This window comes from Pseudarthrobacter sp. MOO14 (assembly GCF_058267675.1).
In genome coordinates this window covers 1,652,913-1,679,258 of the sequence record NZ_CM177849.1, presented here as the reverse complement: position 1 = coordinate 1,679,258, position 26,346 = coordinate 1,652,913, and the positions used below count along the sequence as shown (strand labels likewise).

The 26,346-nt window shown below is 65.7% G+C and carries 21 protein-coding genes and 1 tRNA gene; 6 read left to right on the top strand and 16 right to left on the bottom strand.

Annotation, left to right across the window (positions count from 1 at the left end):
• Nucleotides 1-48: 48 nt before the first annotated feature.
• The 5 genes from AC4EEV_RS07910 to AC4EEV_RS07890 form a co-directional block, all read right to left on the bottom strand.
• A tRNA-Pro gene (locus AC4EEV_RS07910) sits at nucleotides 49-125 on the bottom strand.
• An 84-nt stretch (nucleotides 126-209) separates the two neighbouring features.
• Entirely contained in the window at nucleotides 210-2,036 is a 1,827-nt protein-coding gene (locus tag AC4EEV_RS07905; protein ID WP_491330591.1) for an ABC transporter ATP-binding protein, read from the bottom strand.
• A complete protein-coding gene (locus tag AC4EEV_RS07900; protein ID WP_491330590.1) occupies nucleotides 2,033-3,841 on the bottom strand; it encodes an ABC transporter ATP-binding protein in 1,809 nt (602 codons plus the stop codon). Before AC4EEV_RS07900 ends, AC4EEV_RS07905 begins: the two co-directional genes overlap by 4 nt.
• A gap of 132 nt (nucleotides 3,842-3,973) precedes the next feature.
• A complete protein-coding gene (locus AC4EEV_RS07895) occupies nucleotides 3,974-4,918 on the bottom strand; it encodes a metallophosphoesterase (protein ID WP_109045147.1) in 945 nt (314 codons plus the stop codon).
• A gap of 6 nt (nucleotides 4,919-4,924) precedes the next feature.
• Nucleotides 4,925-7,234, bottom strand: coding sequence for a transglycosylase domain-containing protein (locus tag AC4EEV_RS07890; RefSeq protein WP_133830632.1), 2,310 nt, complete (start codon nucleotides 7,232-7,234; stop codon nucleotides 4,925-4,927).
• A 37-nt stretch (nucleotides 7,235-7,271) separates the two neighbouring features.
• On the opposite strand from AC4EEV_RS07890, the gene sp36 reads away from it, so the two are divergent.
• Genes sp36 through AC4EEV_RS07875 form a run of 3 tightly spaced genes read left to right on the top strand, consistent with a single transcriptional unit; the run spans nucleotide 7,272 to nucleotide 8,889 of the window.
• Nucleotides 7,272-7,427, top strand: coding sequence for a Sp36 family protein (sp36, locus tag AC4EEV_RS07885; protein ID WP_009359196.1), 156 nt, complete (start codon nucleotides 7,272-7,274; stop codon nucleotides 7,425-7,427).
• Between the two features lies 1 nt (nucleotide 7,428).
• On the top strand, nucleotides 7,429-7,962 hold the full coding sequence (locus AC4EEV_RS07880) for a RidA family protein (protein ID WP_018761859.1): 534 nt from the start codon (nucleotides 7,429-7,431) through the stop codon (nucleotides 7,960-7,962).
• A 15-nt stretch (nucleotides 7,963-7,977) separates the two neighbouring features.
• A complete protein-coding gene (locus tag AC4EEV_RS07875; protein ID WP_285246960.1) occupies nucleotides 7,978-8,889 on the top strand; it encodes an NUDIX hydrolase in 912 nt (303 codons plus the stop codon).
• An 86-nt stretch (nucleotides 8,890-8,975) separates the two neighbouring features.
• On the opposite strand, the gene AC4EEV_RS07870 is transcribed toward AC4EEV_RS07875, so the two are convergent.
• Nucleotides 8,976-9,653 (bottom strand): Crp/Fnr family transcriptional regulator, encoded by a 678-nt coding sequence (locus AC4EEV_RS07870; RefSeq protein WP_013602309.1) that lies wholly within the window; start codon nucleotides 9,651-9,653, stop codon nucleotides 8,976-8,978.
• A gap of 196 nt (nucleotides 9,654-9,849) precedes the next feature.
• Between AC4EEV_RS07870 and AC4EEV_RS07865 the strand changes: the two genes are divergently transcribed.
• Nucleotides 9,850-11,034: a MarP family serine protease gene (locus tag AC4EEV_RS07865; protein ID WP_491330589.1), complete on the top strand. Its 1,185-nt coding sequence runs from the start codon at nucleotides 9,850-9,852 to the stop codon at nucleotides 11,032-11,034.
• Nucleotides 11,035-11,074: 40 nt separating this feature from the next.
• Here AC4EEV_RS07865 and aroQ read toward each other — a convergent pair whose 3' ends face one another.
• The 5 genes from aroQ to AC4EEV_RS07840 all read right to left on the bottom strand — a co-directional run bounded on the left by aroQ (nucleotide 11,075) and on the right by AC4EEV_RS07840 (nucleotide 17,257).
• Complete coding sequence (gene aroQ / locus AC4EEV_RS07860) at nucleotides 11,075-11,539, bottom strand: type II 3-dehydroquinate dehydratase (protein ID WP_018761856.1); 465 nt, start codon at nucleotides 11,537-11,539, stop codon at nucleotides 11,075-11,077.
• 82 nt (nucleotides 11,540-11,621) lie between these two features.
• A complete protein-coding gene (locus tag AC4EEV_RS07855; protein WP_491330588.1) occupies nucleotides 11,622-13,811 on the bottom strand; it encodes an alpha-galactosidase in 2,190 nt (729 codons plus the stop codon).
• Between the two features lie 154 nt (nucleotides 13,812-13,965).
• Nucleotides 13,966-15,306, bottom strand: coding sequence for an ABC transporter substrate-binding protein (locus tag AC4EEV_RS07850; protein ID WP_491330587.1), 1,341 nt, complete (start codon nucleotides 15,304-15,306; stop codon nucleotides 13,966-13,968).
• Between the two features lie 84 nt (nucleotides 15,307-15,390).
• The gene (locus AC4EEV_RS07845; protein ID WP_109045154.1) at nucleotides 15,391-16,314 is read right to left on the bottom strand and encodes a carbohydrate ABC transporter permease; all 924 of its coding nucleotides are present in this window, start codon (nucleotides 16,312-16,314) and stop codon (nucleotides 15,391-15,393) included.
• Nucleotides 16,315-16,324: 10 nt separating this feature from the next.
• On the bottom strand, nucleotides 16,325-17,257 hold the full coding sequence (locus AC4EEV_RS07840) for a carbohydrate ABC transporter permease (protein WP_491330862.1): 933 nt from the start codon (nucleotides 17,255-17,257) through the stop codon (nucleotides 16,325-16,327).
• Nucleotides 17,258-17,439: 182 nt separating this feature from the next.
• Here AC4EEV_RS07840 and AC4EEV_RS07835 point away from each other — a divergent pair, with 182 nt between their 5' ends.
• The gene (locus tag AC4EEV_RS07835) at nucleotides 17,440-18,642 is read left to right on the top strand and encodes a Gfo/Idh/MocA family protein (RefSeq protein WP_491330861.1); all 1,203 of its coding nucleotides are present in this window, start codon (nucleotides 17,440-17,442) and stop codon (nucleotides 18,640-18,642) included.
• 5 nt (nucleotides 18,643-18,647) lie between these two features.
• Nucleotides 18,648-19,676: a LacI family DNA-binding transcriptional regulator gene (locus AC4EEV_RS07830; RefSeq protein WP_491330586.1), complete on the top strand. Its 1,029-nt coding sequence runs from the start codon at nucleotides 18,648-18,650 to the stop codon at nucleotides 19,674-19,676.
• Between the two features lie 3 nt (nucleotides 19,677-19,679).
• Here AC4EEV_RS07830 and AC4EEV_RS07825 read toward each other — a convergent pair whose 3' ends face one another.
• From AC4EEV_RS07825 to acs, 5 genes are all read right to left on the bottom strand, one after another.
• Complete coding sequence (locus AC4EEV_RS07825) at nucleotides 19,680-20,471, bottom strand: DeoR/GlpR family DNA-binding transcription regulator (protein ID WP_018761849.1); 792 nt, start codon at nucleotides 20,469-20,471, stop codon at nucleotides 19,680-19,682.
• Nucleotides 20,472-20,526: 55 nt separating this feature from the next.
• A complete protein-coding gene (locus tag AC4EEV_RS07820) occupies nucleotides 20,527-21,441 on the bottom strand; it encodes a carbohydrate ABC transporter permease (protein ID WP_109045156.1) in 915 nt (304 codons plus the stop codon).
• Nucleotides 21,438-22,412 carry a carbohydrate ABC transporter permease gene (locus tag AC4EEV_RS07815; protein ID WP_491330585.1) on the bottom strand — a complete coding sequence of 325 codons (975 nt, stop codon included), beginning with the start codon at nucleotides 22,410-22,412 and terminating at the stop codon, nucleotides 21,438-21,440. The genes AC4EEV_RS07820 and AC4EEV_RS07815 overlap by 4 nt, the downstream gene beginning before the upstream one ends.
• Before the next feature lie 89 nt (nucleotides 22,413-22,501).
• A complete protein-coding gene (locus AC4EEV_RS07810; RefSeq protein ID WP_133830623.1) occupies nucleotides 22,502-23,812 on the bottom strand; it encodes an ABC transporter substrate-binding protein in 1,311 nt (436 codons plus the stop codon).
• A gap of 205 nt (nucleotides 23,813-24,017) precedes the next feature.
• Nucleotides 24,018-26,039 (bottom strand): acetate--CoA ligase, encoded by a 2,022-nt coding sequence (acs, locus tag AC4EEV_RS07805; RefSeq protein ID WP_491330584.1) that lies wholly within the window; start codon nucleotides 26,037-26,039, stop codon nucleotides 24,018-24,020.
• Between the last annotated feature and the right edge of the window lie 307 nt (nucleotides 26,040-26,346).

Sequence of the window (26,346 nt, the reverse complement as noted above, 5' to 3'; positions counted from 1 at the left end):
AATAGAGACGCAAAAAGAGGGCCTCCGGTGGAGACCCTCTTTCCGTTATGGTCGGGATGACAGGATTTGAACCTGCGACCTCTTCGTCCCGAACGAAGCGCGCTACCAAGCTGCGCTACATCCCGATCCGCTGCAAAAGCAACTTTACAAGGATAGCCGATGGCGGGGCCCGATGCGAAATCCGGCCGCCGGTGGGCCTGGGCGGCGGCCTAGACCAAGGAATCCTTCCAAGCCCCGTGCAGGTCCGCGAAGCGGCCGCCGCCGCCGATCAGATCCTCCGGGGTGCCGTCCTCCACGATCCGGCCGTCGTGCACCACCAGTACCCTGTCAGCTGTCTCGACGGTGGACAGCCGGTGCGCGATGATCAGTGCCGTCCTGCGCGCCGCCTCCGTCCCGGCGAGCAGGACGGCCAGCCCGGCCTGCACAAGCCTTTCAGAGGGGATGTCCAGGGAGGAGGTGGCCTCATCCAGGATCAGTACTGCCGGCCGCGCCAGGAAGGCCCTGGCGAAGCTGATCAACTGCCGCTGCCCGGAGGAGACCCTGCCGCCGCGCTTGTTGACGTCGGTGTCGTAGCCCTCGGGGAGTTCCAGGATGAAGTCGTGCGCCCCAACGGCCTTGGCAGCTTCCTCAATCTCGGCACGTGTCGCTTCCGGCCGGCCCAGTGCGATGTTGTCCGCCACCGAACCGCTGAACAGGAAGGCTTCCTGGGTGACCATGACGATGTTCCGGCGGAGGTCGGTGGTGGCAAGGTCGCGGAGGTCCACGCCGTCCAGGGTCAGGTGTCCCGAGCTGACGTCGTAGAACCGGGCGATGAGTTTGGCCAGGGTGGACTTGCCGGCGCCGGTCTGTCCCACCAGGGCGACCGTTTGCCCGGCCGGGATATGCAGGTTCAGGCGGGGCACCACCACGGGTCCGTCTCCATAGCGGAACTCGACGTCCTTGAAGTCGATGCGCCCGGTGGCGTCGGGAAGCGGGACAGGGTTCTTCGGCGGCCGGACCGTGGGTACTTCCTCGAGGAGCCCGGACACCTTTTCGAGGGCTGCCTGCGCGCTCTGGAACGAGTTGTAGAACATGGCCATCTGGTCCACGGGCTGGAAGAACCGCTTGGTGGAGAGGATGAGGGCCAGGAGGACGCCGACGGCCAGGTCGCCGCCCAGCACCCGGAAGCCGCCGAACAGCAGCACCACTGCCACGCAGACGTTGCCGATCAGCACCAGCCCGGGCTGGAAGATGCCGTTCAGGTTGATGGACCGGACCGTGACCAGGCGGTAGTCCTCGGCGAGGTTGCCGTAGGTTTCGGAGTTTTCCTTTTCCTTGCGGAAGGCCTTGACCGCGCGGATTCCGGTCATGGTTTCGACGAAGTGCACGATCAGCCGGGCGGAAACCACCCGTGATTCCCGGAAGGCGATTTGGGAATGCTTCTGGTACCAGCGGGCCAGGAAGAACATGGGCACCCCGGCGGCCAGCACCAGCAGGCCGCTGCGCCAGTCCAGGGCGAAGATCGTGGCGGCGGTGAACGCCATGAAGAGCATCCCGGAAGCCAGCGAGCTGACGCCGGAATCGAGGAGTTCGCGTAACGCCTCCAGGTCCGACGTCTGGCGGGCAATGATCCGGCCGGACGTGTACCGTTCATGGAATTCCAGGCTGAGCCGCTGGGTGTGCCGGAAGACCCGGACGCGCAGGTCCAGCAGCATTGCCTGGCTGAGCCGTGCCGTGGAGGTGACGTACAGGGCGGTGAGGCCCGCCGTCGCGATGGCCGCCAGCAGGTAGGCGACGCCGGTGAACACCAGCGGGAGGTTGTCACCTGACCGGAGGGCCGGGAGGGCGTGGTCGATGCCGAAAGCGATCAGTGCCGGGCCGGCCACCCGGGCTGCCTGGGAAAGGACCACCATGGCGATGGTCAGCCAGAAGCGCACCCGTACCGGCCGGATCAGGGACCCGAGCAGGGCGATCGACCGGCGCCGGACCGCCTTGCTGTCGCTCTTGCTGAGGTGGGCGTTGTCCTCGTTGGCGGTGCCGAATGTTGCCGTGCTCATCGGGTCACTTCCTCTGCCTGGTCCTCAAGGGCGGACAGTTCGGAGTCAAGGTCGCGCGGTTCACGCTCCAGGCTGGCGATGACGTACCGGTAATGCTGGTTGCCGGCCAGCAGTTCCGTGTGAGTGCCCACGGCGGTGATACGGCCGTCTTCCAGCAGCGCCACCCGGTCGGCCAGCGCCACGGTGGACGGCCGGTGCGCCACGATCAGGGTGGTGGTGTCCTTGAGCACCTCGCGGAGGCGGGCCTCCACGAGTTCCTCGGTGTGGACGTCCAGGGCCGAGAGGGGATCATCCAGGACCAGGACACGGGGACGGGCGGCGATGGCACGTGCCAGGGCAATGCGCTGGCGCTGGCCGCCGGACAGGCTAAGCCCTTCCTCGCCGATCAGCGTGTCCACGCCCTGCGGCAGGGAATAGGAGAAATGCGCCTGCGCCACGTCCAAGGCCTCCTCCAGGATCTCCTCGGAACGCACCGGCGCGCCAAGGAGGACGTTGTCCCGGACGGAACTGGAGAACAGCGTGGTGTCCTCGAAGGCCACTCCGACAATCCTGCGCAGTTCCTCGACGTCGAAGTCGCGGATGTCCACTCCATCGATGCTGATGGCGCCGGCCGTGACGTCGTAGAGGCGGGGGACCAGCTGGATGAGCGCGCTCTTGCCGCTGCCGGTGATGCCCACCAAAGCCATGGTTTCGCCGGGCCGCACCTCGAGGTTGATGTCCTTGAGGATCGGCCGGTCCGGGGCGTCCTCGAAGGCGAACGTTGCGTTGTCGAAGCGCAGTGCGCCCGCGAGTTCGTCCGGGCGGCGCGGCTCGGCGGGGCTGGTGATGGTGTTCTGCGTATCCATCACCTCGTAGTGGCGGTCGACGGCGGTCTTCGCCGTGAGTGCCATGGCCAGCAGCATGCCGGAAAATTCCACCGGCGAGGCGATGACGGCGGCCGTTGCGAAGAACGCCACCAGGGAGCCGATGCTCAGCTGGCCGCCGGCACACAGCATGACGCCCACCACCAGGCCGGTTCCGAGCGCGAGTTCGGGGAGCAGGGTGACCACCATGGTGAAGGTGGCCTGGTGGCGGGCCTTCTCGATTTCGGTCTGGCGCAGTTCCTCGGCTTGTTCGTTGAAGTTCTCGAGGGCTTCCCGGCTGCGGCCAAACGCCTTGAGCACGCGGATGCCGTGGACTGATTCCTCCACCGTGGTGGCGAGGTCGCCGGCCTGGTCCTGGCTGCGCCGGGCCACCTTGCTGAACCGGGTGCGGAACCGGAAGCTGTTGATGGTGATGGGTACGGCGGCGGCGAGGAAGATCAGCGCCAGCTGCCAGCTCATGGCGAACATGGCCACGATCCCGATAATCACCGTGAGGGTGGTGACCACCAGCATGATGGCGCCGAAGGCCATCCACCGGCGCAGGAAGTTCAGGTCTGTCATGGCCCTGGACAGCAGCTGGCCGGAACCCCAGCGGTCGTGGAAGGAGACGGTCAGTTCCTGCAGGTGGTCGTAGAGCGAGACCCGCATCCTGGTTTCCACCGTCGTGGCAGGGTTGATGACGAACTGCCGGCGGAGCGCCACCAGGCCGGCTTCGGCGACGCCCAGCACCAGGATGACACCTGCGGAAATCCACACCCCGTCCGCACTGGCCCCCGGCTGCAGCGCCGTGTTGACCAGGACACGCAGCACCTGGGGGATGGTCAGGGCAACGATACTTGCCGCCAGCGCACAGAGAAGCCCCAGCAAAAGCCGGGGGATGATGGGCCGGACGTGCGGATAAAGACGGCTGATTGATCTGAAAAATGGAGTCTGCTTGGCCATGCCCGCTTCTCAAGCTCTAAAACGAATGTAGTTTCCTCTAGCAACTACCCTATGCCATGGCGTGAGACGATTCACAGGGGTTGCCGCCGGGGCGCCCGGCTTGCCCAGTTATTGCAGTCCGTAATGGGAGGGTCAGCCGCGGGAGGTCAGCGTCAGCAGGACTGCCTCAGGCTTGCAGGCGATCCTTACCGGGGCGAAGCGTGAGGTGCCGATGCCACCGGAGACGTTGACCGGCGTCGTACGCCCGTTGCTGGTCCAGTCGTTGAGGCCCTTTGCGCGCCACGTGGGGAGGTCGCAGTTGGCGACGACGGCACCATACCCGGGGATGCAGAGCTGGCCGCCATGCGTATGGCCGGCGAGCAGGAGGTCGGCGCCGCTTTCCGTGAAGTGGTCCAGTACCCGCTGGTACGGGGCATGGATGACCGCCACCTTGAGATGGTCGTTGGCGTCCTGGTTGACCGTGCCGCGCGGCCAGCCGGCGTAGCGCTCGCGGTTCAGGTGCGGGTCATCCACGCCGGAGAAGTCGAAGCGCATGCCGTTCAGGATCAGCGACTGGTGGCGGTTGGTCAGGTCCACCCAGCCACCCATGCCGAACCCGGAACGAAGGCGGGGCCAATCCAGGGGGGTGGGCTTCGGCGCGGCCTTGGAGGGTCCCAACAGGTAGGACGCGGGGTTCTTGAATGTGGGGGCGAAGTAGTCGTTGGAGCCCGGTACGAAGACGCCGGGAAACTGCAGCAAGGGCCGAAGCGCGGCCAGGAGGGGATCCACTGCCTTGACATGGCTGAGGTTGTCGCCCGTATTCACCACCAGGTCGGGCTGCAGGTCCGCCAAGGAGGCGAGCCACTGGGCCTTCTTCTGTTGGCCGGGCACGAAGTGGATGTCGCTCAGGTGCAGGATACGGAACGGGTTGCGTCCGGGCGGGAGGATGGCCAGGGTTTCCTCGCGAAGGACGAACTGGTTCTTCTCCCACAAGCCGTAGCCGAAGGCCGCCATCCCGGCCGCAGTTCCGGCCCCTGCGGCAACGGCAAAGCCGCGCCCGATTGAACGGGCGCGGCTTGCCAGGCTGTCGATGCTCATGCGCGCTTAGCCGTTGCCCTTGCCATTGTTGCCGTTCCCGTTGTTGCTCGGCGCCGGGGCCGGGGCCTGGGTGGCGGGCGCCTGGGTTGCAGGTGCTTGAGTGGCCTGCTGGCCGTTCTGAGCAGGAGCCGAATTGGGCGTGGTCCCGTTGATCATGTTGCTCGGCGGCGCCGGGAACGGGTTGGTCCCGTAGCCCGGAGCGATCTTGGTCATGAAGTTCGAGAACATGGGGCCGGCGATCATGTAACCGTCGATGCCCTGGTAGAACTTTCCGTTGACGGTGATGTTCTGGCCCGAACGGCCCTGGTCACCCAACGGGTCGCCGAACCAGGCGGCAGTGGCCAGGCCGGTGGTGTGTCCAACTACCCAAGTGGAACCCTGGAGGTTGGACGTACCGGTCTTCGCACCGATCGGGAAGCTGGTCTTGGTGGAAAGGCGCGGCTGGATCAGCGAGCCCGAACCCCTGTTCATGACTTCCTGAAGCGCGTAGTTCACGCCGCGGGCAACCTCCGGCTTGATGGCGTCGCGGCAGCTGCTGGACTGTGCCGGGAGCTGCTTGCCGGTGGCATCGGTCACCGAGGTGATGGCAATGGGCTCGCAGTACTTGCCGTCGTTCGCAAACGTGGCGAAGGCGCTGGCCATGGTGAGCGGCGACGTCTGGGTGGAGCCCAGCAGGTTGCCCAGTGTTGACATGTCGATCTTGGGGTGCGGATCGGTGCCATCAGCCGAGGGCAAGCCGCTGTGCAGACCCGTTGCATCCACGATTTTTTGGATGCCGCAGAAGTCCAGCTGCGCCGCGGACGCGAATGTCACGGTGTTAATGGAGTTGTAAAGGCCCTCAAGGACGCTCAGCGGCCGGTACCACTGCGGCTCGGCGTTTTGCAGGTCGTCCGCGGCGCCCAAGGACTTCTGCGCCGTGTTGTAGGCACCCGTGACCTTGCCGCAGGTGTTCTTCCAGGGGAAATTCAGCGGGTAGACGCGCTGGGCTGCGTTGACCACTGTGTTCATGGTCTTGCCCTCGTTGAGCCACTCCGCGAAGGTGAACGGTTTCATGGTGGAACCTGGTTGGAACCCGCCGACGCCGTTGAGGTCGTTCCCGTCCTTGTCCAGCTTGTCCACGTTGAAGTTCAACTGTGAATTGAAGCCGCCCGCGCCGGCCAGGAACGAGGTGTTTTGGGCCATGGAGATGATCTTGCCGGTGCCGGGCTGCACCGAGACCATGGACGCACCCCATTTATCCGGGTTGGCGCCGGCTGCGGCGTCGGCCTGCTCCTGGGCGGTGGCCTGGGCTTTGGGGTCCAGGGTGGTGGTGATGGTCAGGCCGCCGCCGTAGATGAGCCGCTGACGGTCCTTGACCTCGGCACCGTAGGCCGGGTTGTTCTCCAGCAGGTGCAGGACGTAGTCGCAGAAGTACGGAGCGGTGGCCGCGTAGGCACAACCCTGCTTGGGCTGGGTGACCTTCGGTTCAACAGGGGTGGCCACCGCAGCCTGGTATTCGTCCGCGGTGATCTTGCCCTGGTCCTTCATCAGGCCCAGCACCAGGTCCCGGCGCTGCTTGGACTTCTCCGGATTGGTGATGGGGTCGAACATGGACGGGCTGTTCACCAGGCCCGCCAGGAGTGCCGCCTGCGGGAGGGTCAGGTCCTTGGCGGTGGTGCTGAAGAAGTACCGGGAGGCGGCCTCGATGCCGTATGCGTCCCGGTTGAAGAACACGATGTTCAGGTAGCCCTCAAGGATCTGGTCCTTGGTGAACTCCTTCTCCAGGGCGATGGAGAGCTTCATTTCCCGGAGCTTGTCGCCAACGCCCTTGTTGACGCCGTTGAGCTTGATCTGGTCTTCTTCGCCGGCAGCGGCGAGGTTCGCATTGAGCACGTTGTTGACGTACTGCTGCGTGATGGTGGACGCACCCTGCTTGTTGCCGCGGGCGGTGGCGACCAGCGCGCGAAGGATGCCGGTGGTGTCCACGCCGCCATGCTCGTAGAAGCGGCTGTCCTCCACGGCAATGATGGCGTTCTTCATGTTCGGCGAAATTTGGTCCAGCGGAACCTTGGTGCGGTTCTCCGTATAGACGCTGGCGATCTCGCTGCCGTCGGCGGCCAGGATGCGGGTGGTCTGGCTGGGCGGGTCAACCTTCAGTTCCGCAGGGAGGGAGTCGAAGAAGTTGATGGAACCGCTTGCCGCGCTGCCCGAGACGGCAGCGGCGGGAACCAGAAGGCCCGCCACCAGGACACCGCAAATCGCGCTCACACCGAGGAAAAGAAGGATCTTACCCAGTGTGGTGGCAGTGTCGAATAAGGGGTTGTTGCGAGTCGCCATGTTTTCCACTTTACCGGCAAGGGCTACGCTTTCTCTCATGACCAAATGGGAGTACGCGACGATTCCGCTCATTATTCACGCCACCAAGCAGATCCTGGACCAGTGGGGGGAGGACGGCTGGGAGCTTGTCCAAGTGGTTCCCGGACCCGACGGCAACGGGCTTGTCGCCTACCTCAAGAGGGAGAAGCAGTAGCATGAGCACCCCCGCAGAAGCCGGTTCCGGCGCCGCAACGGCGCCGGCATCCGCCGTCGAGCAGCGCCTCGCGGAACTTGGCATCACGCTCCCGGAAGTCGCCGCTCCCGTGGCGTCCTACGTCCCCGCCATCGTCTCCGGCAACCACGTGTACACCTCCGGCCAGCTGCCGTTCATTAACGGCAAACTCGAAGCCACGGGCAAAGTGTCCGCCGGTACCGAAGGGTTCGCCGACGAGCCCACGGTCTCCCCGGAGGACGCCCAGAAGTATGCCGCCGTGTGTGCCGTGAACGCCCTGGCCGCGGTCAAGAGCGTCATCGGCGACCTGGACCGCATCACCCGCATCGTCAAGGTGGTCGGATTCGTCTCCTCCGACCCGTCGTTCACGGGCCAGCCCGCCGTTATCAACGGCGCCTCTGAACTGCTGGGCCGTGTCCTTGGCGACGCCGGACAGCACGCACGTTCCGCCGTCGGCGTTGCCGTTCTTCCGCTCGACTCTCCCGTTGAAGTCGAACTGATCGCCGAATTCAGCTAGGACCGGTCACTTCCCTTGCCTCACCTCGCACGACGCCTTTTTGCACTTCCCCAGGACCTTGAAGGGGCGGCTCAAAGCTGGCTCGAACACGGCGAACGGACTCCCCGGGCCGCGCGCTACGCCTCTTCCGTAGTCCTCCTGCGTGATTCCCCCACCGGCCTGGAGACCTGGCTGGGTTACCGGCCCGGCTCCTCGCCGCTGGGAGTCCTCGCGTTCCCAGGCGGCTCCCTGGACCCGGCAGACGACGACGCCATGGGCTGGCTCGGCCCCTCGCCGCAGCATTGGGCCGAGCAGATGGGAACGGCCGACGTCGGGCTGGCGCGGCGCCACGTGGTGGGCGCCATCCGGGAACTCTTCGAAGAGACCGGCATCCTGCTGGCTGGTCCGGACATGTCCAATACCGTGGAAGCCACGTCCTCGTCCGAGTGGATGCGTGCCCGCATCGCCGTTGCGGACCAGGAGAAGACGCTGGCCCAGGTCCTGGGCAAGCGCGGCCTCTCGCTGCGCACGGACCTGCTCAAATCCCTGGTCAACTGGCGCAGCCCGGATTTTGCGCACCGCCGGTTCGATACCCGGTACTTTGCCGCCACCGTCCCGCTGGGACAGGAACCCACGCTGCTCGAGGGCAAGGGCGTCTGGGGCAGGTGGGTCAATGCGGCGCAGGTGGTGCAGGAAAGGAATACCACCGCACTCGGCGACGAGGCCGGCCAGGAGAACACCGTGGGCCGTCCCTTGGGTGAGCTGCTGGTCCCCGGCTCGGAGATCATGATCGAAAAGATGGCGGCCGCCAACGGCTGCATCGCCTACCTGAGCTACAAGCGCAAGCCCCACGTGTACCAGCCGGTCCTGGTGGAGGAAGACGGCAAGCTGATGCTTGAGGTCGAGGCCGCCAAGACCGTGGCAGGGGACCACCAGCGCGAACGCTGAAGCCAGGCAGTTGAGCTTGTCCCAACCACCGCATTGTTCCCGGGCACGAAAAAGGCCGCCCCTCGGGGCGGCCTTTTTCGTGTGTCCTAGCGGGAGCGCTGGCGGAGGCGCTGCATGTCCAGGATGACCACGGCGCGGGCTTCGAGGCGGAGCCAGCCGCGCTGGACGAACTCGGCGAGGGCCTTGTTGACGGTTTCGCGGGACGCGCCCACCAGCTGCGCCAGTTCCTCCTGGGTCAGCTCGTGTGCCACCAGGACGCCGTCGGTTGCCGGCCGGCCGAAACGGTCCGCCAAGTCCAGCAGGGCCTTGGCCACGCGGCCCGGAACGTCCGAGAAGACAAGGTCGGACAGGGAGTCGTTGGTGCGGCGCAGGCGGCGGGCCAGGGCCTGCAGCAACTGGGCGGAAACCTCGGGGCGGGTCCGCAGCAGGGTGTTCAAGCTCTCGTTCTTGAGCCCGGCCAGCCGGGTTTCCGACACCGCGGTGGCGGTGGCGGTGCGGGGGCTGGGGTCGAACAGGGCCATCTCGCCGAAGAGTTCGCCCGGGCCGAGGATGGCGAGCAGGGATTCCCGGCCATCCGGGGACGTGCGGCCGAGTTTCACCTTGCCGGAGACGATGAAGTAGAGCTGGTCGCCCTGGTCGCCCTCACGGAACACGGATGCGCCGCGGGAAAGGTCCACCTCGGTGAGCTCGTCCGTCAGCAGACGGAATGCGTCGTCGTCGAGCGTGGCGAAAAGGGGTGCTCGGCGCAGTACCTCGATGTCCATGAAATCTCCTGAGTAAAAGTATCGGCTGTGGCGCTTGAGCCATTGTTTCAGAATTTTCAAGGTTCTGTGACGAACTTGGCAGCCGAAACGCCCGTGAACAACCGGATCCGGGTCAATGGGAGGGCGTTGAAGCCCACAGAAGTTTGTCAGTGTCCGCCACTAGAATGGGGGTTCAACTGTTTAATAAGGAGCCTTTGTGGTCGGCTTGACTGTCCTGGACCTCGTCCTGATCCTGGCGCTGCTGTCATACCTGGTTTACGGCCTCCGCAATGGTTTCCTGGTCACGGTCGGCGGCCTGGCCGGTTTCGCGGCCGGCGCCGTCGCGGCGTTCTTTGCCGTCCCCCTGGTCAGCACCTTCGTTCCGGACTCCGGGTGGAGGCTGACCGCCATCATTGCTGCCGCCGTCGTCCTCATGGCCCTGGGCCACGGGCTGGGCACCATGGTGGGCCGGCAAATCCGCGGCGCCATGCGGATCCGGCCGCTGCGTGCCGTGGACCGGGTGGTGGGCGGGGCCCTGAACCTGGTGGTGTCCGCGCTGGTGATGTCCATGCTGGCCTTCAGCGTCAGCTCCCTGGGCGTGCCGGTCGTGTCGCAGCAATTGGCTGAATCCAAGGTGATCCGGTTCATCGACGGGCTCACGCCCACCCCGGTCAAGGCGACCATGGCGGAGCTGCGGTCCACGGTGATCGGCAACGGGATCCCCACGTTGTTCGAAGGGCTGGACCAGGGCCAGCCGGTCCAGGTGCCCAACGCGAGCACCAACACTCCGGCCTTGAACCAGGCCGCCCAGTCGGTCCTGAGGATCGCCGGCACGGCGTATGAATGCGGCCAGAACCAGACCGGCACCGGGTTCGTGGTGTCCCAGGGCCGCGTGGTCACCAACGCACACGTTGTGGCGGGCGTGTCGCAGCCCGTCGTGGAGATGCCCGACGGCGGTGCGATGCCGGGGCGCGTGGTCTACTTCGACACCAAACGGGACCTGGCCGTCCTGGCGGTGGACAACCTGCCGTCCCAGCCGCTGCCGCTGAGCCGCGACCTGCCCGGCGGCAGCCAGGCCGCCTTCGCCGGGTACCCCCACGGCGGGCCCTTCCAGTCCAAGCCGGCCACTGTGCAGGACATCGCCACCGTGCTGGTGCCGGACATTTACGGAAACAACCCGTCGCCGGAAGACATCTACCGCCTGGCGGGGGACGTGCAGCCGGGGAACTCGGGCGGCCCGCTGCTGACCACCGACGGCCAGGTGGCCGGGGTGATCTTTGCCAAGGCAACCTCGGACGCAGAAGTGGGATTCGCCATCACCATGAGCGACCTGAACCCCGTGGCCCAGCAGGCGCCCACACTGTCCGCGCCCGTCTCCTCCGGGCAGTGCATCCAGAAGTAGGGCTGCAGCAAGCCAGGCCGCTCAGAACCAGGGCTGCCGGCTACAGGACCTCGGCCAGGTAGTCGATGGCGAGTTTGTAGCCGAATACGCCGGCGCCCACGATCACCGCGGCACATACCGGAGACAGGTACGAGTGGTGCCGGAACTCCTCCCGCTGGTGCACGTTGGTGATATGCACCTCGACGGCGGGCAGCTGCACCGCAGCCAGGGCGTCACGGAGCGCCACGGACGTGTGCGTGAAGGCGCCGGCGTTCAGCACAATTCCTGCGGCAGCTCCCCGGGCCGCGTGGATGGCATCCAGCAGGACACCCTCATGGTTGGACTGCACGCACTCCACCGCGAAGCCGTGCTTGGCGGCGGCAGAGGCTGCCAGCTGCTCCACGTCCGCGAGGGTTGAGGTGCCGTACTTCTCCGGCTCCCGGGTGCCCAGCAGGTTCAGGTTGGGGCCGTTGATAACGAGGATGGTGCCGCGGCCGGCTTCGACGGTGGAGGAGGCTTCAGTCATGCCTGCAAATCTATAGGTTGGTGCTGCCCGCCGCGCATTCTTACGTTGGTGAGGGCGGCGGGCAGCGGGCCCATAGCAGCCGCTAGAGGGCCGTGACCTTGAACAGCAACGCGTGCTCCGGGTTCAACATGGGCATGGGCAGCCCCACTTCGGCGAGGAACCGTCCGTTGGCAACCGCGCCGCCTGCAAGCCAGGCCGGGGGCTGGACCTGGGTGAAGGTGTGGGCGTAGTCGGCGTCCACCGGTGTGGGGAAGACGGCCTCCACCCGGTAGCTGCGCTCCCCGTCCAAACCGGGAACGCCCATCCTGCCGGGGGTCTCGGGCGCCGAGGTGCGCATGCCCACGACGGCGAACAGCGCCGCCGTCGCGCCTTCAACGGGTGCGGGAGCCACCACGCCGTACAACTGGAACGCGTCATCGGCGAGGTCTGCGTGGACCGGCAGCCCGCTGTGGATCAGGTCCCGGTGTTCCTTGTACAGCCCCACCAAGCGCCGCAACTCTTCCCGCTCCTTGCCCTGGACGCCCCGGACATCCCATTCCATCCCAAAGTGGCCGAACAAGGCAGTAATGGCCCGGAACGAGAGATCGTGGGTCCGGGCGGTGGTGTGCGAGGTGGTGGGCCCGATGTGGCTGCCCACCAGCTCGGGCGGGACCACCAGGCCGGTCCAGCGCTGGATGGTCTGCCGCTCCAGCGCGTCATTGCAGTCCGAGGCCCAGATACGGTCGGTCCGCCCCAGGATGCCCAGGTCCACGCGGGCGCCACCGGACGAGCAACTCTCGATTTCGACGCCGGGGTGGGCCTTGCGGAGTTCATCGAACAGCCGGTACGCAGCAAGGGTCTGCTCGTGGACGGAGGGCCGGCCCGCATGGCCGTGTTCCACGAGGTCGCGGTTCTGGTCCCATTTCAGGTAGCTGATGTTGTTGCCGGACAGGAGCGCGGAGATCCGGTCGAACACGTAGTGCCAGGCCTCCGGGTTCACCAAGTCGATGACGTGCTGGTTGCGCCACTCCAGGGGCAGCCGGCCGCCGTCCTTGTGCGCCGCGGCGGAAGGACTCACGATCCAGTCCGGATGTGCACGGGCAACGTCCGAATCCAAGTTGACCATCTCCGGCTCCACCCACAGGCCGAACTCCATGCCACGGGAGGTGACGGCGTCGATCAGCGGGGCCAGGCCGTCCGGCCACACCGTCTCGTCGACGTACCAGTCGCCCAGCCCGGCGTGGTCGTCGCGGCGCCCGCGGAACCAGCCGTCGTCGAGCACGAAGCGCTCCACGCCAAGGTCCGCCGCGGAATCAGCCAGCTCGACCAGCGTGTCCAGGTTGTGGTCGAAATACACTGCCTCCCAGGTGTTCAGCACCACCGGGCGCGGCTTTCCGGCCGGCAGCCCTGTGGAGGCGGCCGGCAGCACATGGTGCGGCCGGGAACGGAACCAGCTATAGAACGCCTCGCTGATGCCGTCCAGGCCGTGGGCGGAGTAGGCGGCGAACAGGGCCGGCGTGGTGTACCCGGCACCCGGTTCGAGGATGACTTCGGCCGGCCCCAGCAGCTCCGAGCCGCCGATCACGGTCCGGCCATCGCCGATGGTGTCCGCGAACTGTTCGTGGTTGCCGCTCCAGGCCAGATGGGTCGCCCACACCTTGCCGTGCCGGTTGCCGAAGCCCTCGGTGCCTGCGGCGAAGATCAGTGACGAGTCGTGCCCGGTGCGGCCGTGCCGGCCGGTCCGGACCCAGGTGCCCTGCTGGATGCGCTGCCGTTGCGGGTGGCGTTCCCGGCACCAGCGGCCGGTGAGGTCCAGGAGTTCGACGGCGTCGGGGGCCACCGGGAGGACGGTTGCCAGCTCGTCCACCTGGAACGGGGTGGTGCCGTCATTGGTGACGGTATGGCGCAGTTCCAGCAGGCCGCCGTCGTGCAGCGTGAGGGAGGTGGAGACGCTGATGCCGGCGTCGGCGTCGGCCTGGCCGATCGTGGCGGTGCGGCCCTCGGCGTTGGCGGACGTGACGCGGAGGCGGGTGGAAAAGTCGAAGCCGGAGCCGTCGCCGGTGATGCGGTGCCCGCGCAGGGCGGGGCGGCCGCGCCACGAGGAGGACGCCTGGGGGAGCAGGGCGGACGGTACGCGCGCGTCGACCGAAGAGGGACCGATGGGTCCGGCCAGGAAGCCCAGGTTCGGCAGCTCCGCGCCCAGGTCCGCGCCCCAATGGATGACCTCGGCCTCCCCGCTGTCGAAGCTGATCAGCAGGCTGGTGCCGGCGGAACGGAGGTACAGGGGATCCATAGGAGGTCTCTTTCAGTGTTCAGCGTTGCGTCTTAAGTTACGCACAGGAGGGAAATCCGGAAAGGGGTGGCCGGGCGCCGCCGCCGCCGCGAGGAGGAGGACGGCGGCGCCCGGGCCGGTGGCTGCGACCACATACGCAGCCACGTTGGAGGGGTTACTTGAACAGGGCGTTGACCTGGTCGTTGGCCTGGGTGAGGGAGCTGGCCTTGGCCTTGCCGGATACCACGGCGTCCATGGCCGGCTTCATGATGCCGTCAACCTTGGCGGCGTTGTCCGCGATCGGGTAGAGGAACGTGGTGCCGTCCTTGACCTGCTGGCTGAACGGGGTCACGTCAACGCCCTTGGCCTTGAACGCTTCCACTGCCTTGTCGGCGGAGGTCTTGATGGCGGGGAAGACAACGGCCTTGGCAGCCACCACGTCCTGGCAGGCTGCGGAGCCCAGGTATTCCACCCACTTGATGGCGGCCTCCGGCTTCTTGGTGCCGGCGTAGATGGAGTCCGCCAGGCCGTTGTACATGCTGGCGCGCTTGCCGTCGACACCCTTGGGCGTCGGGGCGATGCCCACCTTGACGTCCTTGTAGCCGGTGTACTGGCCGATCATCCACGAACCGTTGGCATTGATGACGGACTTGCCGGCGGCAAAGGTGTCCGCCATGCTGGAGCCCACCGTGGTTTCAAGTTTCGGCATGTAGCCCTTGTCCACCAGCCCGGCGAACCAGTCGATGCTTTCCTGGAACTTGGGGTCGTCGTAGTTGAAGTGCTTGCCCCACGGGTTCTTGTCCGTGTGCGTCCAGCCGGTGGTTCCGGTCAGGTAGCTCCACTCGGTCTGGCCCTGGCCCGAGCCGGAGCCGTTGAGCCCGAGCCCGTAGACGGCCACGTTGTTCTTGTCGAAGCCGGCTTCGTCGCCGCGCTTGCCGTTCTTGTCCACGGTCAGGTGGGCGATCGTCTTTTCGTAGGTGCCGCCGTCGTGGGGGTTCCAGCTCAGGTTGGCCATCTGTTCGGGGGTGACGCCGGCGTCGGCCGCGAGCTTGGTGTTGTAGAACAGGGCGATGGTGTCCCAGTCCTTGGGCAGGCCGTACCGCTTGCCGTCCTGGCCAACCCAGAGGTCCGCGAGCCCGGAGTTGTAGATGCCGGTATCGATGTTGTCCTTCTTGACGGCGTCATCAAGGGCGAGCAGTTGCTTGTTCTTGATGAATTCCGGGTACTTGCCCAGGTGGTCGGTGAAGACGTCCGGGGCGGTGCCCGCCACGAAGCCGTTGGTGAGGGTGCCCCAGTAGTCGTCCCAGCCGCGCTGGGTGACCTTGACGGTGATGTCCGGGTTGGCCTTATGGAAGTCGTCGGCGCACTGCTTGTACGCCGGGAGCTGGTTGGCATCCCACAGCCAGTAGTTGATTTCGCCCTTGCCGGCCTCGGCGGATCCGCCGCCTCCGCAGGCCGACAGTGCCAGGACAGCGGCTGCCGCTGCGGCGAGGGAGGTGAGTGCTTTCTTTTTCATGGGTGTTCCTTTCACAGTGCTTCCGGGCAGGCCGCCATGGCCCGGCGCCGGGGATGGGACGGGTGGGTTACGCGGGAAGGGGACTTACTTGATGCCGGAGAAGCCGATGGAGTTGACGATTTTCTTGCCGAACGCAGCGAACAGGATCAGGACCGGCAGGGCGGAGACAAGGGTGGCGGCCATCAGCCCGGACCAGTCCGGCGCGCCCTGCGGCGACTGGGATTTGAAGACGCCCAGGCCCACCGTGAGGACGCGGACGGATTCGTCCTGGCCCACCAGCAGCGGCCAGAAGTACTCGTTCCACTGGCCGATGAAGGTGAGCAGGGCAAGCGTGGCGATGGGGGCTGCGGCGTTGGGCAGGATGATCTGGAAGAAGATCCGAAGGTGCTTGGCGCCGTCGAGCATGGCCGCTTCCTCCACCTCGCGGGACATGTTCAGGAAGAACTGCCGCAGGAAGAAGATGGCGAACGGGGTCATGAAGATGTAGGGGAGTACCAGGCCCGCCAGGGTGTTGAGCAGGCCCAGGTTCTTGATGAGCAGGAAGTTGGGCAGTGCAGTGAAGATGGGCGGCACCATCATGGTGGCCAGGAAGAGGCTGAACACCAGGTTCCGTCCCCGCCACCGCAGCCGGGCGAACGCGTAGGCGGCCATGGCGCTGAAGAACACGGCCCCGGTAGTAGTGATGGAGGCGAAGAGCACGGAGTTGCGGAGGTAGCTCCAGAAGTCGATCTGGGCGCCGGATCCGCCTTCGGCGACAGCTTCCTCGGGCGATTGCAGGCCGAAGACCCGTTTGAAGGCGCCCAGGTTGAAGTCGGCCGGGAGCAGGTTGGTGGCGTTGCCGGCAAGGGATCCGTTGGTGGACAGCGCCGTCCGCAGGATCCAGTAGAACGGGAGGATTGAGACGGCGACTGCGAGGGCAACGAGGGCCCAGGCGGCGGCGCGGCGCCAGTTGAACGGACGACGGCGGGCGGCGGGCCGGGTAGGGGCGGAAACTTTTGCGGTGGTCATGGAAGTGTCCTTAGTCCAGGTCTGATTCGTTGCCCTTGAGGAACTTCATCTGGATGAAGGCCACCAGGGCGAGGATGACGAAGAGGATGACTGCCAGGGCGGAGCCGTATCCGAAGTCCGATTCCGTGAAGGCCTTTTGGTAGATGTAGAACTGCAGCACCCGGCTGGCGTTGACCGGGCCGCCCATGGTGGTCACGGCCACGGTGTCGAAGACCTGGAAGGAGCCGATGACGGTGACGATCAGGACCAGGACCAGGACGGGACGCAGCAGCGGCACCGTGATTTTGCGGAACGTCTGCCACGGGGAGGCGCCATCCAGGTTGGCCACCTCGTAGACATGGTGGGGGATGGACTGCAGGCCGGCGAAGAGCAGCAGCGCTGTGTAGCCCATGTGCCGCCATGTGTTGATGAGCGCCTGGGTGGGGATGGCCCATTCCTCGCTGCCGAAAAACGCCACTTTGGGCAGGCCGATGAATTCGATGAGGTAGTTGACGATGCCGATCTGGTAGTCCAGGAGCCAGAACCACAGGAGGGCGGCGATCACGTTGGCCATCAGGTACGGCAGCAGGAGTGCGCCGCGGATCCAGGTTGACTTGGCCACCCGGTGCATCAGCAGGGCCAGTCCCAGGGCCAGTGCGGTCTGCAAGACGATGTTGATCAGGACGTACTGCGAGGTGACCGCCAGGGCGTTCCAGAACAGGGGATCTTTGGCGATTGCCTGGTAGTTGGCGGTGCCGATCCACGTGGGGTCCCCGAGGATGCTGTATTCGGTGAAGCTGAGGTAGATGCCGCGAAGCGTCGGCACCAGGTAAAAGACGAGAAATCCGATCATGGCGGGAGCGATGAAGAACAGCGCGATCTTCAGGTCACTTTGTCCCCGGCGCTTCAGCGGCCGGTGCACTGTGTGCTCTGCCGGGCTGGCGTTCCTGGTAAGGGTGGTCATCATCGACCCTTTCCTGATTGTGATGGAAGTAACAGGCTGCGAGACAATCTACACGAGTAGATATAGGGGTGGCAAGAGGTTAATTTCCGCCTAACTTCATGGAGTTTTGTCCGATTTACGGATATTGACTCGAGTAGAAAGTGATGTAAGACTCAGGTACCTCCCTGATGAAAGGCATGACAATGACGTTCTCGATCGGCATCGTGGGCGCGGGCCAGTTCGGCTCCCAGTTCGCGCACCTGTTCAACCTGCACCCCGGTGTCCACGCCGTCTACGTGGCAGATGAGCGCCCGGAACGTGCGGCCGAGGCCGTCGAACGGTACAACCTGGCGGGGCAGGAAGCGGACTTCGACGCCGTGCTGGCCTCCGACGTCGACGCCGTTGCCATCTTCACCCAGCGCTGGACCCACGGCCCCCTGGTGGAACGGGCGCTCCGCGCCGGCAAGCACGTCTACTCAGCCGTTCCCATGGCAGTCTCGGAAGCGGAAATCGCCCGCATCATCGACGCCGTCCGGGAAACCGGAAACGTCTACATGATGGGTGAAACCAGCTACTACAACCCCGCCACTGTCTATGCCCGCGAGCAGAACGCTGCCGGCAAATTCGGCAGGGTCTTCTACTCCGAGGGCGACTACGTCCACGACATGGACCTGGGGTTCTACGACGCCTACCAGTACAGCGGCGGCGAGCGGTGGAAAGAAACCGCCAGCTACCCGCCCATGCTCTACCCCACGCACGCGATCGGCGGCGTACTCGGGGCCCTTCCGGCACATGCCGTCAGCGTCAGCTGCGTCGGGGTCAGGGACCAGCGGAACGACGGCGTCTTCGACAAGGACGTCAGCATGTTCGGCAACGACCTTTCCAACGCCACCGCGCTCTTCGAACTGAACGACGGCGGCGCCATGCGCACCAACGAAATGCGCCGGGTGGGCTACCCCTCCCACATCCGCGAATCCAGGTTCCGGTTCTTCGGCACCGAGGCCAGCTTCGAACAGCTCGCCAAGGTCACCGTGTGGCAGGACAAACAAGACGTCCACGACATCTCCGAACAGATGGAAACCCGGCCCAGCATTCCGCTGGACGATCCGTCGCTGGCCAACGTCGCCCCCGAACTCCGGGACGCCTTCGTGTCGGGACTCGCCCCGGTGCACGACGCAGCACGGCTGCCCGCGGAGTTCCACGGCGCACCCAACGGGCATGAGGGCAGCCACCATTTCCTGGTGGACGACTTCGTCACCGCGGTGAACAACCGCTCGCTGCCGCCCGTTAATGCCTGGGTTGCCGCCCGGTTCACGCTTCCCGGGATCGTGGCCCACGAATCGGCACGGCAAAACGGCGCGCGGCTGCCCATCCGTGACTTCGGCGACGCGCCCGCCACCTGGTAGCTAGCATGTACTCCATGACCACTTCGGCTGTGCCGTCCCCGCGCGGGCCGGTGACGCGCAAGGATGTTGCCCGGTTCGCGGGCGTCAGCACCGCCGTCGTCAGCTACGTGGTCAACGGAGGTCCCAAGAAGGTGGCCCCCGCCACCGAAGCCAAAGTCCAGGACGCCATCCGCGTCCTCGGCTACCGGCCCAATGCCGCTGCCAGGGCGCTCAAGCTGGGGTCCAGCGAGACGCTGGGGCTCATTGTCCCGGATATCGCCAACCCCTTCTTCTCGTTGTTCTCCCACGCGGTGGAGGACGCGGCCGCCGCCCTTGGCTATGCCCTGGTCCTGAGCAACTCGGACGGGAACCTGGCCAAGGAGCGGCGGAACGTCCGCAACCTCGCCGCCCGGCAGGTGGACGGGGTGCTGCTCGCCAGCGTCCTCTTCGAACCGGACCTTGAAGTCCTGGAGACCGCGGACATCCCGGCGGTGCTGTTGAACCAGGAGCGCGATGCGCCCGGGTTCAACAGCGTCGGCGTGGATCTGGCAACAGGAGCCAGGATCGCGGTGGAACACCTTATCGGCCATGGGCACACCAATATCGGGCTGGCGATGGGCACCAACGTCTCCGGCTCCACCGACGGCCGCGAACTGGGCTGGCGCGAGGCGCTCCAGAAGGCAGGCCTGCCGGAAGGCCCCATCGCCTACAGCGCCTTCACCAGGCCGGGCGGGTATACCGCCGGGCAGCGGCTGCTGGCATCGGTGAACCGGCCCACCGCCATCTTTGCCACGTCCGACATGCAGGGCATCGGACTCCTCCGCGCCATCCACGAGGCGGGCCTCTCGGTTCCGGGCGACATCGCCATCGCGTCCTTTGACGGATCGGCGGACTCGGAATACTCCTGGCCGCCGCTGACCACCGTGGAGCAGCCGGTGGTGGCCATGGCCGAAGCCGCCGTCGGGGCGCTGCTGGAAGCCGGCCGCGGCGGGAAACCGCGGCACCGGATCTTCCCCACTACGCTGCGCATCCGCCAGTCCTGCGGCTGCCCGTAGGAGCTAGGCCGGCGCAGCGATCCGCAGCCGGCTGACGCTCTCCTGCAGGATCCGGCGGGCGTCCGCGCTGAGGCCGGCATCACTGATGACCTCGTCCGCTTCCTCCAGCGCGGCGATGGTGCTCATGCCCTGCGTACCCCACTTGGTGTGGTCCGCCACCACCACCAGCTTCCGGGACGCCGCCACGAAGGCCCGGTCGGTCTCCGCCTCCAGGAGGTTGGGAGTGGTGAATCCTGCTTCCGGATCCATGCCGTGCACGCCCAAAAACAGCAAGTCCAGATGCAGCTGTTTCAGTGCCGCGGTGGCAATCGGCCCCACCAGGGCGTCCGACGGCGTGCGCTCGCCCCCGATCAGGATCACGGTTGAACCGTAGCGGGCAGCCCCGGAAGCGGCCCCGTGGTGGAACAGGTCCGCAATGCGCACGGAGTTGGTCACCACCGTGATCCGTGGCCCCTTGGCCAGTTCCTGGGCCAGCGCCCAGGTGGTGGTGCCGGCGCTGAGGCCCACCGCCATGCCCTCATGCACCATCCGCGCGGCCTCGGCCGCAATGGCGCGCTTCTCGGCCGGCAGCTGGGTCGACTTCAGTTCAAAGCCGGGCTCATGGGTGGTTGCACCGCCGGGGAGCTTGGCACCGCCGTGGATCCGCTCCACCCGGCCGCCCTCCTCCAGCAGCTCGATGTCCCGCCGGACCGTCATGAGCGAGACACCCAGTTGGTGGGCGAGGTCTGACACACGGACCACCCGCTCCCGCTGGACGGCGTCCACGATGGCCTGGTGACGTGCTGCGGGAAGCATGGAGTTCCTTTCGGGCGGCTAAGGGAGCGGTGTCCCGTTCACGTTCCATCTTTGCCTACCCCTTGCTGGAACCAAGAGTCAGCCCCGCCACAAACTGCCGCTGCAGGAGCAGGTAGATGATCAGGGTGGGGATGACGGTGATGACCGCACCAGCCGCCAGGAGGTTGTAGTTGTTCAGGAACTGGCCCTGGAGGTTGTTGATGGCGGTGGTGATGGGGAGGCGGTTGCCGCTTTGGATGAAGAGCAGGGGCCAGAAGTAGTCGTTGTAGATGAAGATGACTTCCAGCGTCCCCAGGGCGGCGAACGCCGGCCGGCACAGGGGCAGAATGATTTCCCTGTACTGCCGCCAGATGCCCGCCCCGTCCACCAGCGCCGCTTCGGTCAGGTCTGCGGACAGCGCCTTCATGTAGTTGGACAGCACGAACGTGCAGAACCCCATCTGGAAGGCCGTGTCCACGGCGATCACGATGATGTAGGTGTTGAGCATGTTCCCGGAATCGCTGAACGAGTAGGGCACCGTAAGGTGCTTGGCCATCTCGAACAGGGGCGCGGCGAGGACCTGCGGGGGAAGGAGGTTGCCTGCGGTGAACATGATCAGCAGGGTGATGTTGAACTTCCAGCTGACCCGGCTCACGGCGAAGGCCATAAGCGAGGCGAGGAACAGGGTGAGCAGTACGGCCGGGACCGTGATGATCACCGAATTCCAGAAGTAGGTGGAAAACCCGCCCTGCGTCCAGGCCTGGATGAAATTGTCGAAGTTGAACGCGCCGGCCAGGCTGAAGTACCCATACTGGTTGGTGGAGGCCACCGGCCTGAGCGCGGTGAAGACGGACCAGCCAAGCGGGACCAGCCACATGATGGCCATGATGGTCAGGAAGATGTGGGTCCCGTAGTGCCGCTTGGGGCGGCTCCCTGACCGGGTTCCGGCATCTGCGGGAACCGGCCGGGGCCGGGCTGCAACATTGCTCATGCTCTGTTCTCCTTGCCAAAGGTGCGGCTGAGGTAGAAAACGATGGGGACAAGGGAAATCACCAGCAGGACCACGGCCAGCGCGGAGCCCACGCCGATCACCTGGCCTTCGCCCACGAGGTTCTGGATGACCAGCGCGCTGAGCATTTCCAGGCCGTTGGTGCCGCGGTTGATCACGTACACCACGTCGAAGGCGCGGAGGGACTCGATGATGGTGATGACCACGATGACGATGTTGATCGGCCGCATGGCCGGGAAGACCACGCGGAAGAAGGTTTGCGTGGCGGAGGCGCCGTCGATGGCTGCCGCTTCCTTCAGGCTGGGGTCCACGCCCTTGAGGCCGGCCAGGTAGAGCAGCATGACGTAGCCGGCATGGCGCCAGGTTGCGGCGATCATGGCGGCCCAGATGTTGACGGACGAATCGCCGAACCAGTCCACAGCCTGCGGCGTCCCCGCCGTTCCCAGGATGAAGTTCAGCAGGCCGTTGTCACGCTGGTAGAACAGTTGCCAGATGATGCCGATCAGGGCGAGGGACAGCATGACCGGGGCGAAGAAGATGCTCTGGTAGATCTTGCTGCCGCGGATGTTCTGGTCCAGGAGTACGGCCAGCAGCAGGCCCAGCGGGGTGGCGATGAGGGCCAGGAACAGCAACCACAGCATGTTGTGCTGGACCGCGGGCCAGAACGGCGGGTAGTCCTGTGTGATGAACTGGTAGTTGTCGGTGCCGGCCGGGCGGAGGTCGGCCAGGTCCAGGCCGTTCCAGCGGGTGAAGCTCAGCCCGACGGACATCAGCATGGGCAGCCAGACCAGCATCAGTTCAATCAGGGTGGGTATCCCCACCATCAGGGCCAGGACCAGCTTGTCCCGGCTGGACAGGCGGCGAACCCGGCCGCGCCCGGGCCGCCGCTTCGCGGGCGCTCCGGCCGGGTCCCTGGACTCCGGCGGAATCAATTCTTGTGCGGTGCTGCTCATGGGATTCTTCCCCTTGCTTGGTCCGGATGCAGGAGGGGGAACGACGACGGCGCACGCCAAGCGCCGCCGTCGCCGTTCCGTGGGCGGAACTACTGCGCTGCGTACAGCGTCTTGGCCTGGGCCTCAAGGTTTTTGACGTCCATGGTGCCGTCCTTGATGAACGTCTGCAGGGCCGGAATCATCACGTTGTTGGCCATGGCCGGCAGCGCATCGCGGTCAAAGAACTGGCTGATGTTCTTCGCACCCGCAATGGTGTCGGCACATTTCTTGTTCAGGGGCGTGAACGATGAAGTGTCCGCGCCCTTGGCGGTGGCGATGTTTGACGAGTCCACCTTGGCGTACGCATTCTGCGCCTCCGGTGTGCCGAGGAACGCAAGGAAGTCGCGGGCTGCCTTGTTGTCCCCGCCCTTCTTGGACAACAGCAGTCCGTCGATGGGGGCTTCGACAGAGTCCCTGCCTTCCATGGCGATCTCGGGGAAAGCGAAGAAATCGATGTCGGCCAGGACCGTGGGGTCGGTGAACTGCTGGGTAACGAAGGAACCAAGCAGGTACATCCCGGTTTTCTTCTCCCCCAGGGCCTTTGCGGCGTCCTGCCAGGTCTGGCCCAGGGCTCCCGGGTCCTGGAACGGCAGGAGTGCCTTCCAGGTGTCAAAGACGTCACTGACTTTCTTCTGGTCCCAGGACTCCTTGTGGGCGCAGAGGTCCACGTGGAACTGGTACCCGTTGAGCCGCATGTTGATGTAGTCGAACGTGCCCATGGCCGGCCAGCCGTCCTTGTCGGCAAAGCCGATGGGAATCAACCCGTCAGCCTTCATTTTCGTGGCCAGCGCCTTGAGGTCATCGAACGTTGCCGGTACCTGGTAGCCCTTTTCGGTCCAGAGGCTCTTCCGGTAGAAGAACCCCCACGGGTAGTTGTAATTCGGAACGAAGTACATCTTCCCGTCAGGGCCGGTGGACGCCTTTTTCAAGGCGTCCGAATAGTTGGCACCGACGGTCTGCCAGACATCGTCGATAGGTGCCAGCAGTCCCTTGCCCGCGTAGTACTGCATCCGGTAACCGGCGAACCAGGTGAATGCATCGTCGGGGGAGCCCTGCAGGTAGGAGTTGATCTTGTTCTGGAAATCGTTGTGGGGAACCACGTTGGTGGTGACCGTCTTGCCGGTCTTGGCGGTGAAAGCGTCCGTCACGGCCTGGTAGGCGCGCTTGGGCACGTCGTCCGAGGACCCGGAGCCGAAAGTGAGGCCGGAGGATTCCGACCCCGTTGCCGACGGTGCGCTCCCGCCGGTGCAGGCGGCGAGGAACGGGATGCCGGCCAGGCCAACCGCTCCTACGCCGACCGTCTTGAGGATGGTCCGCCTGCTCGGAAATGCGGTGGCGGACGCATCAAACTGTGAAGCCATGTTCTCTCCCTTGAAAAATAGCCGCGTGTGAGGCACCTCACATACGCTGACTATAACCTCGCAAAAGCGAACATGGAAGAACGGTAAATAACATTTTGCGCGTTGATTTTTTTGAATCGTCACAAATGCGGACGGCCCCGCCTTCCCCGTGATGGCGGGGGAAACGGGGCCGTCCGATGGTTCCCGGCTCGATGCTAAGCCAGTGTTACTTTCTGAGCGACTGCGCGATCTGCTGCATGATCGTGGGGTCGGAAAGCGTGGTGGCGTCACCCGGGTCGCGGCCTTCCGCGACGTCCTTGAGGAGGCGCCGCATAATCTTCCCGGATCGGGTCTTGGGCAGCTCGGGGACCACCAGGATGTTCTTTGGTTTGGCGATCGGGCCGATTTCCTTGCCCACATGGTTGCGCAGTTCCTGGACGGTGGCATCGCCGTTGTTCACGGCATCGCCGCGGAGGATGACGAACGCGACGACGGCCTGGCCGGTGGTCTCGTCCGAGGCGCCCACGACGGCGGCCTCCGCCACGGCGGGATGGGACACCAGGGCGGACTCGATCTCCGTGGTGGAGAGCCGGTGCCCGGAGACGTTCATGACGTCGTCCACCCGGCCCAGGAGCCAGATGTCCCCGTCCTCATCCTTCTTGGCCCCGTCCCCGGCGAAGTACATGTTTTCAAACCGGGACCAGTACGTGTCCTTGAACCGCTCGGGGTCCCCCCAGATGCCACGCAGCATGGATGGCCAGGGTTCGCGGATTACCAGGAAGCCGCCGTGGCCGTCGGGAACGGACTGGCCCATCTCGTCCACCACGTCCACGGCAATGCCGGGCAGCGGGACCTGGGCCGAGCCGGGCTTGGTGGCGGTGACACCCGGCAGCGGAGCGATCATCTGGGCGCCGGTCTCTGTCTGCCACCAAGTGTCCACAATCGGCGCCTTGTCCCCGCCGATCACCTTGCGGTACCACATCCAGGCCTCGGGGTTGATCGACTCGCCCACCGAGCCCAGGACGCGGATCGAGGACAGATCGTACTTGCCCGGGATCTCGGCGCCCCACTTCATGAAGGTGCGGATGGCGGTAGGGGCGGTGTAGAGGATGGAGACCTTGTACTTTTCCACGATCTCCCACCATCGGCCCTGGTGCGGGGAGTCCGGGGTGCCCTCGTAGATGACCTGGGTGGCGCCGTTGATGAGCGGGGCGTAGGCAACATACGAGTGGCCGGTGATCCAGCCGACGTCGGCCGTGCACCAGTAGACGTCCGTTTCGGGGTGCAGGTCGAACACGGCCTTGTGCGTGTATGCGCCCTGGGCGAGGTACCCGCCGGTGGTGTGCAGGATCCCCTTGGGCTTCCCTGTGGTCCCTGAGGTGTACAGGATGAACAGCGGGTGCTCGGAATCGTGGCCCACCGCGGTGTGTTCCGCGGACGCGGCGCCCACCGTATCCGCCCACCAGTGGTCCCGTCCCTCGTGCCAGTCCACGTCCTGGCCGTTGCGCTTGACCACCACCACGTTCTGCACGGTGTGGCCGTCGTGGGCCAGGGCATCGTCGACGGCCGGCTTCAGCGGGCTGGGCTTGCCGCGCCGGTAGGTGCCGTCAGCGGTCACCACCAGCTTGGCCTCGGCGTCGTCGATCCGGGAACGGAGCGCCTCGGCCGAGAAACCGCCGAACACCACCGAATGCACCGCGCCGATCCGGGCACATGCCAGCAGCGTGATCACGGCCTCCGGGATCATCGGCAGGTACACCGCCACCCGGTCACCCTTGGCAACGCCCAAGGACTCGAAAGCGTTGGCCGCCTTCTTCACCTCTTCGGTCAGCTCCGCATAGGTGTACGCGCGGGCGTCGCCGGGTTCACCCTCGAAATGGATGGCCACCCGGTCACCGTTGCCGGCCTCCACGTGCCGGTCCAACGCGTTGTACGCGGCGTTGATTTCGCCGCCAACGAACCATTTCGCGAACGGCGGATCAGACCAGTCCAGCGCCTGCGTGAAGTCCTTGGACCAGGTCAGCAGCTCCCGGGCCTTCTTCGCCCAAAACGCCGGCCGGTCCGCGTTGGCATCGTCGTACTCGGCTGCCGTGGCGACGGCACCGGCTGCAAACTCGGCGCTGGGAGGGAAGGCCCGGGTCTCGTGCAGCAGGTTCGCGAAAGCGTCACCCTGCTGGCCGGACTGGGCTGCGGCCGGGGCGGAATCCGACGGAACCGTGGCCGTGGAGCTGGGGGTGTCCTGGGACATATGAACCTCATCATTCATCGATCGTCGCCGCGGGATGCCGTCACCGCAGGGCCCGCCGTTGGCGCGGCACTGGGCTCCAGCCGGGACGGACATACCGCAAAGAGCTGTTCCGCAACCAAGCCTAATGCTTGCCGCGGACCCAATGTGCCCGCCGTCACAGATGCGCCAGCGAACGGCATTTGTTAAGCGGTGAATGGTGTGCAGGCCACTCCGGCGGCCCTGTGCCAGCTAGTGATCAGCTTGGCTGTTGACTAGGCTGAGATGGAATTGTGACTTCACTTCGGACCGCTCCGGCCAGGCATGGACC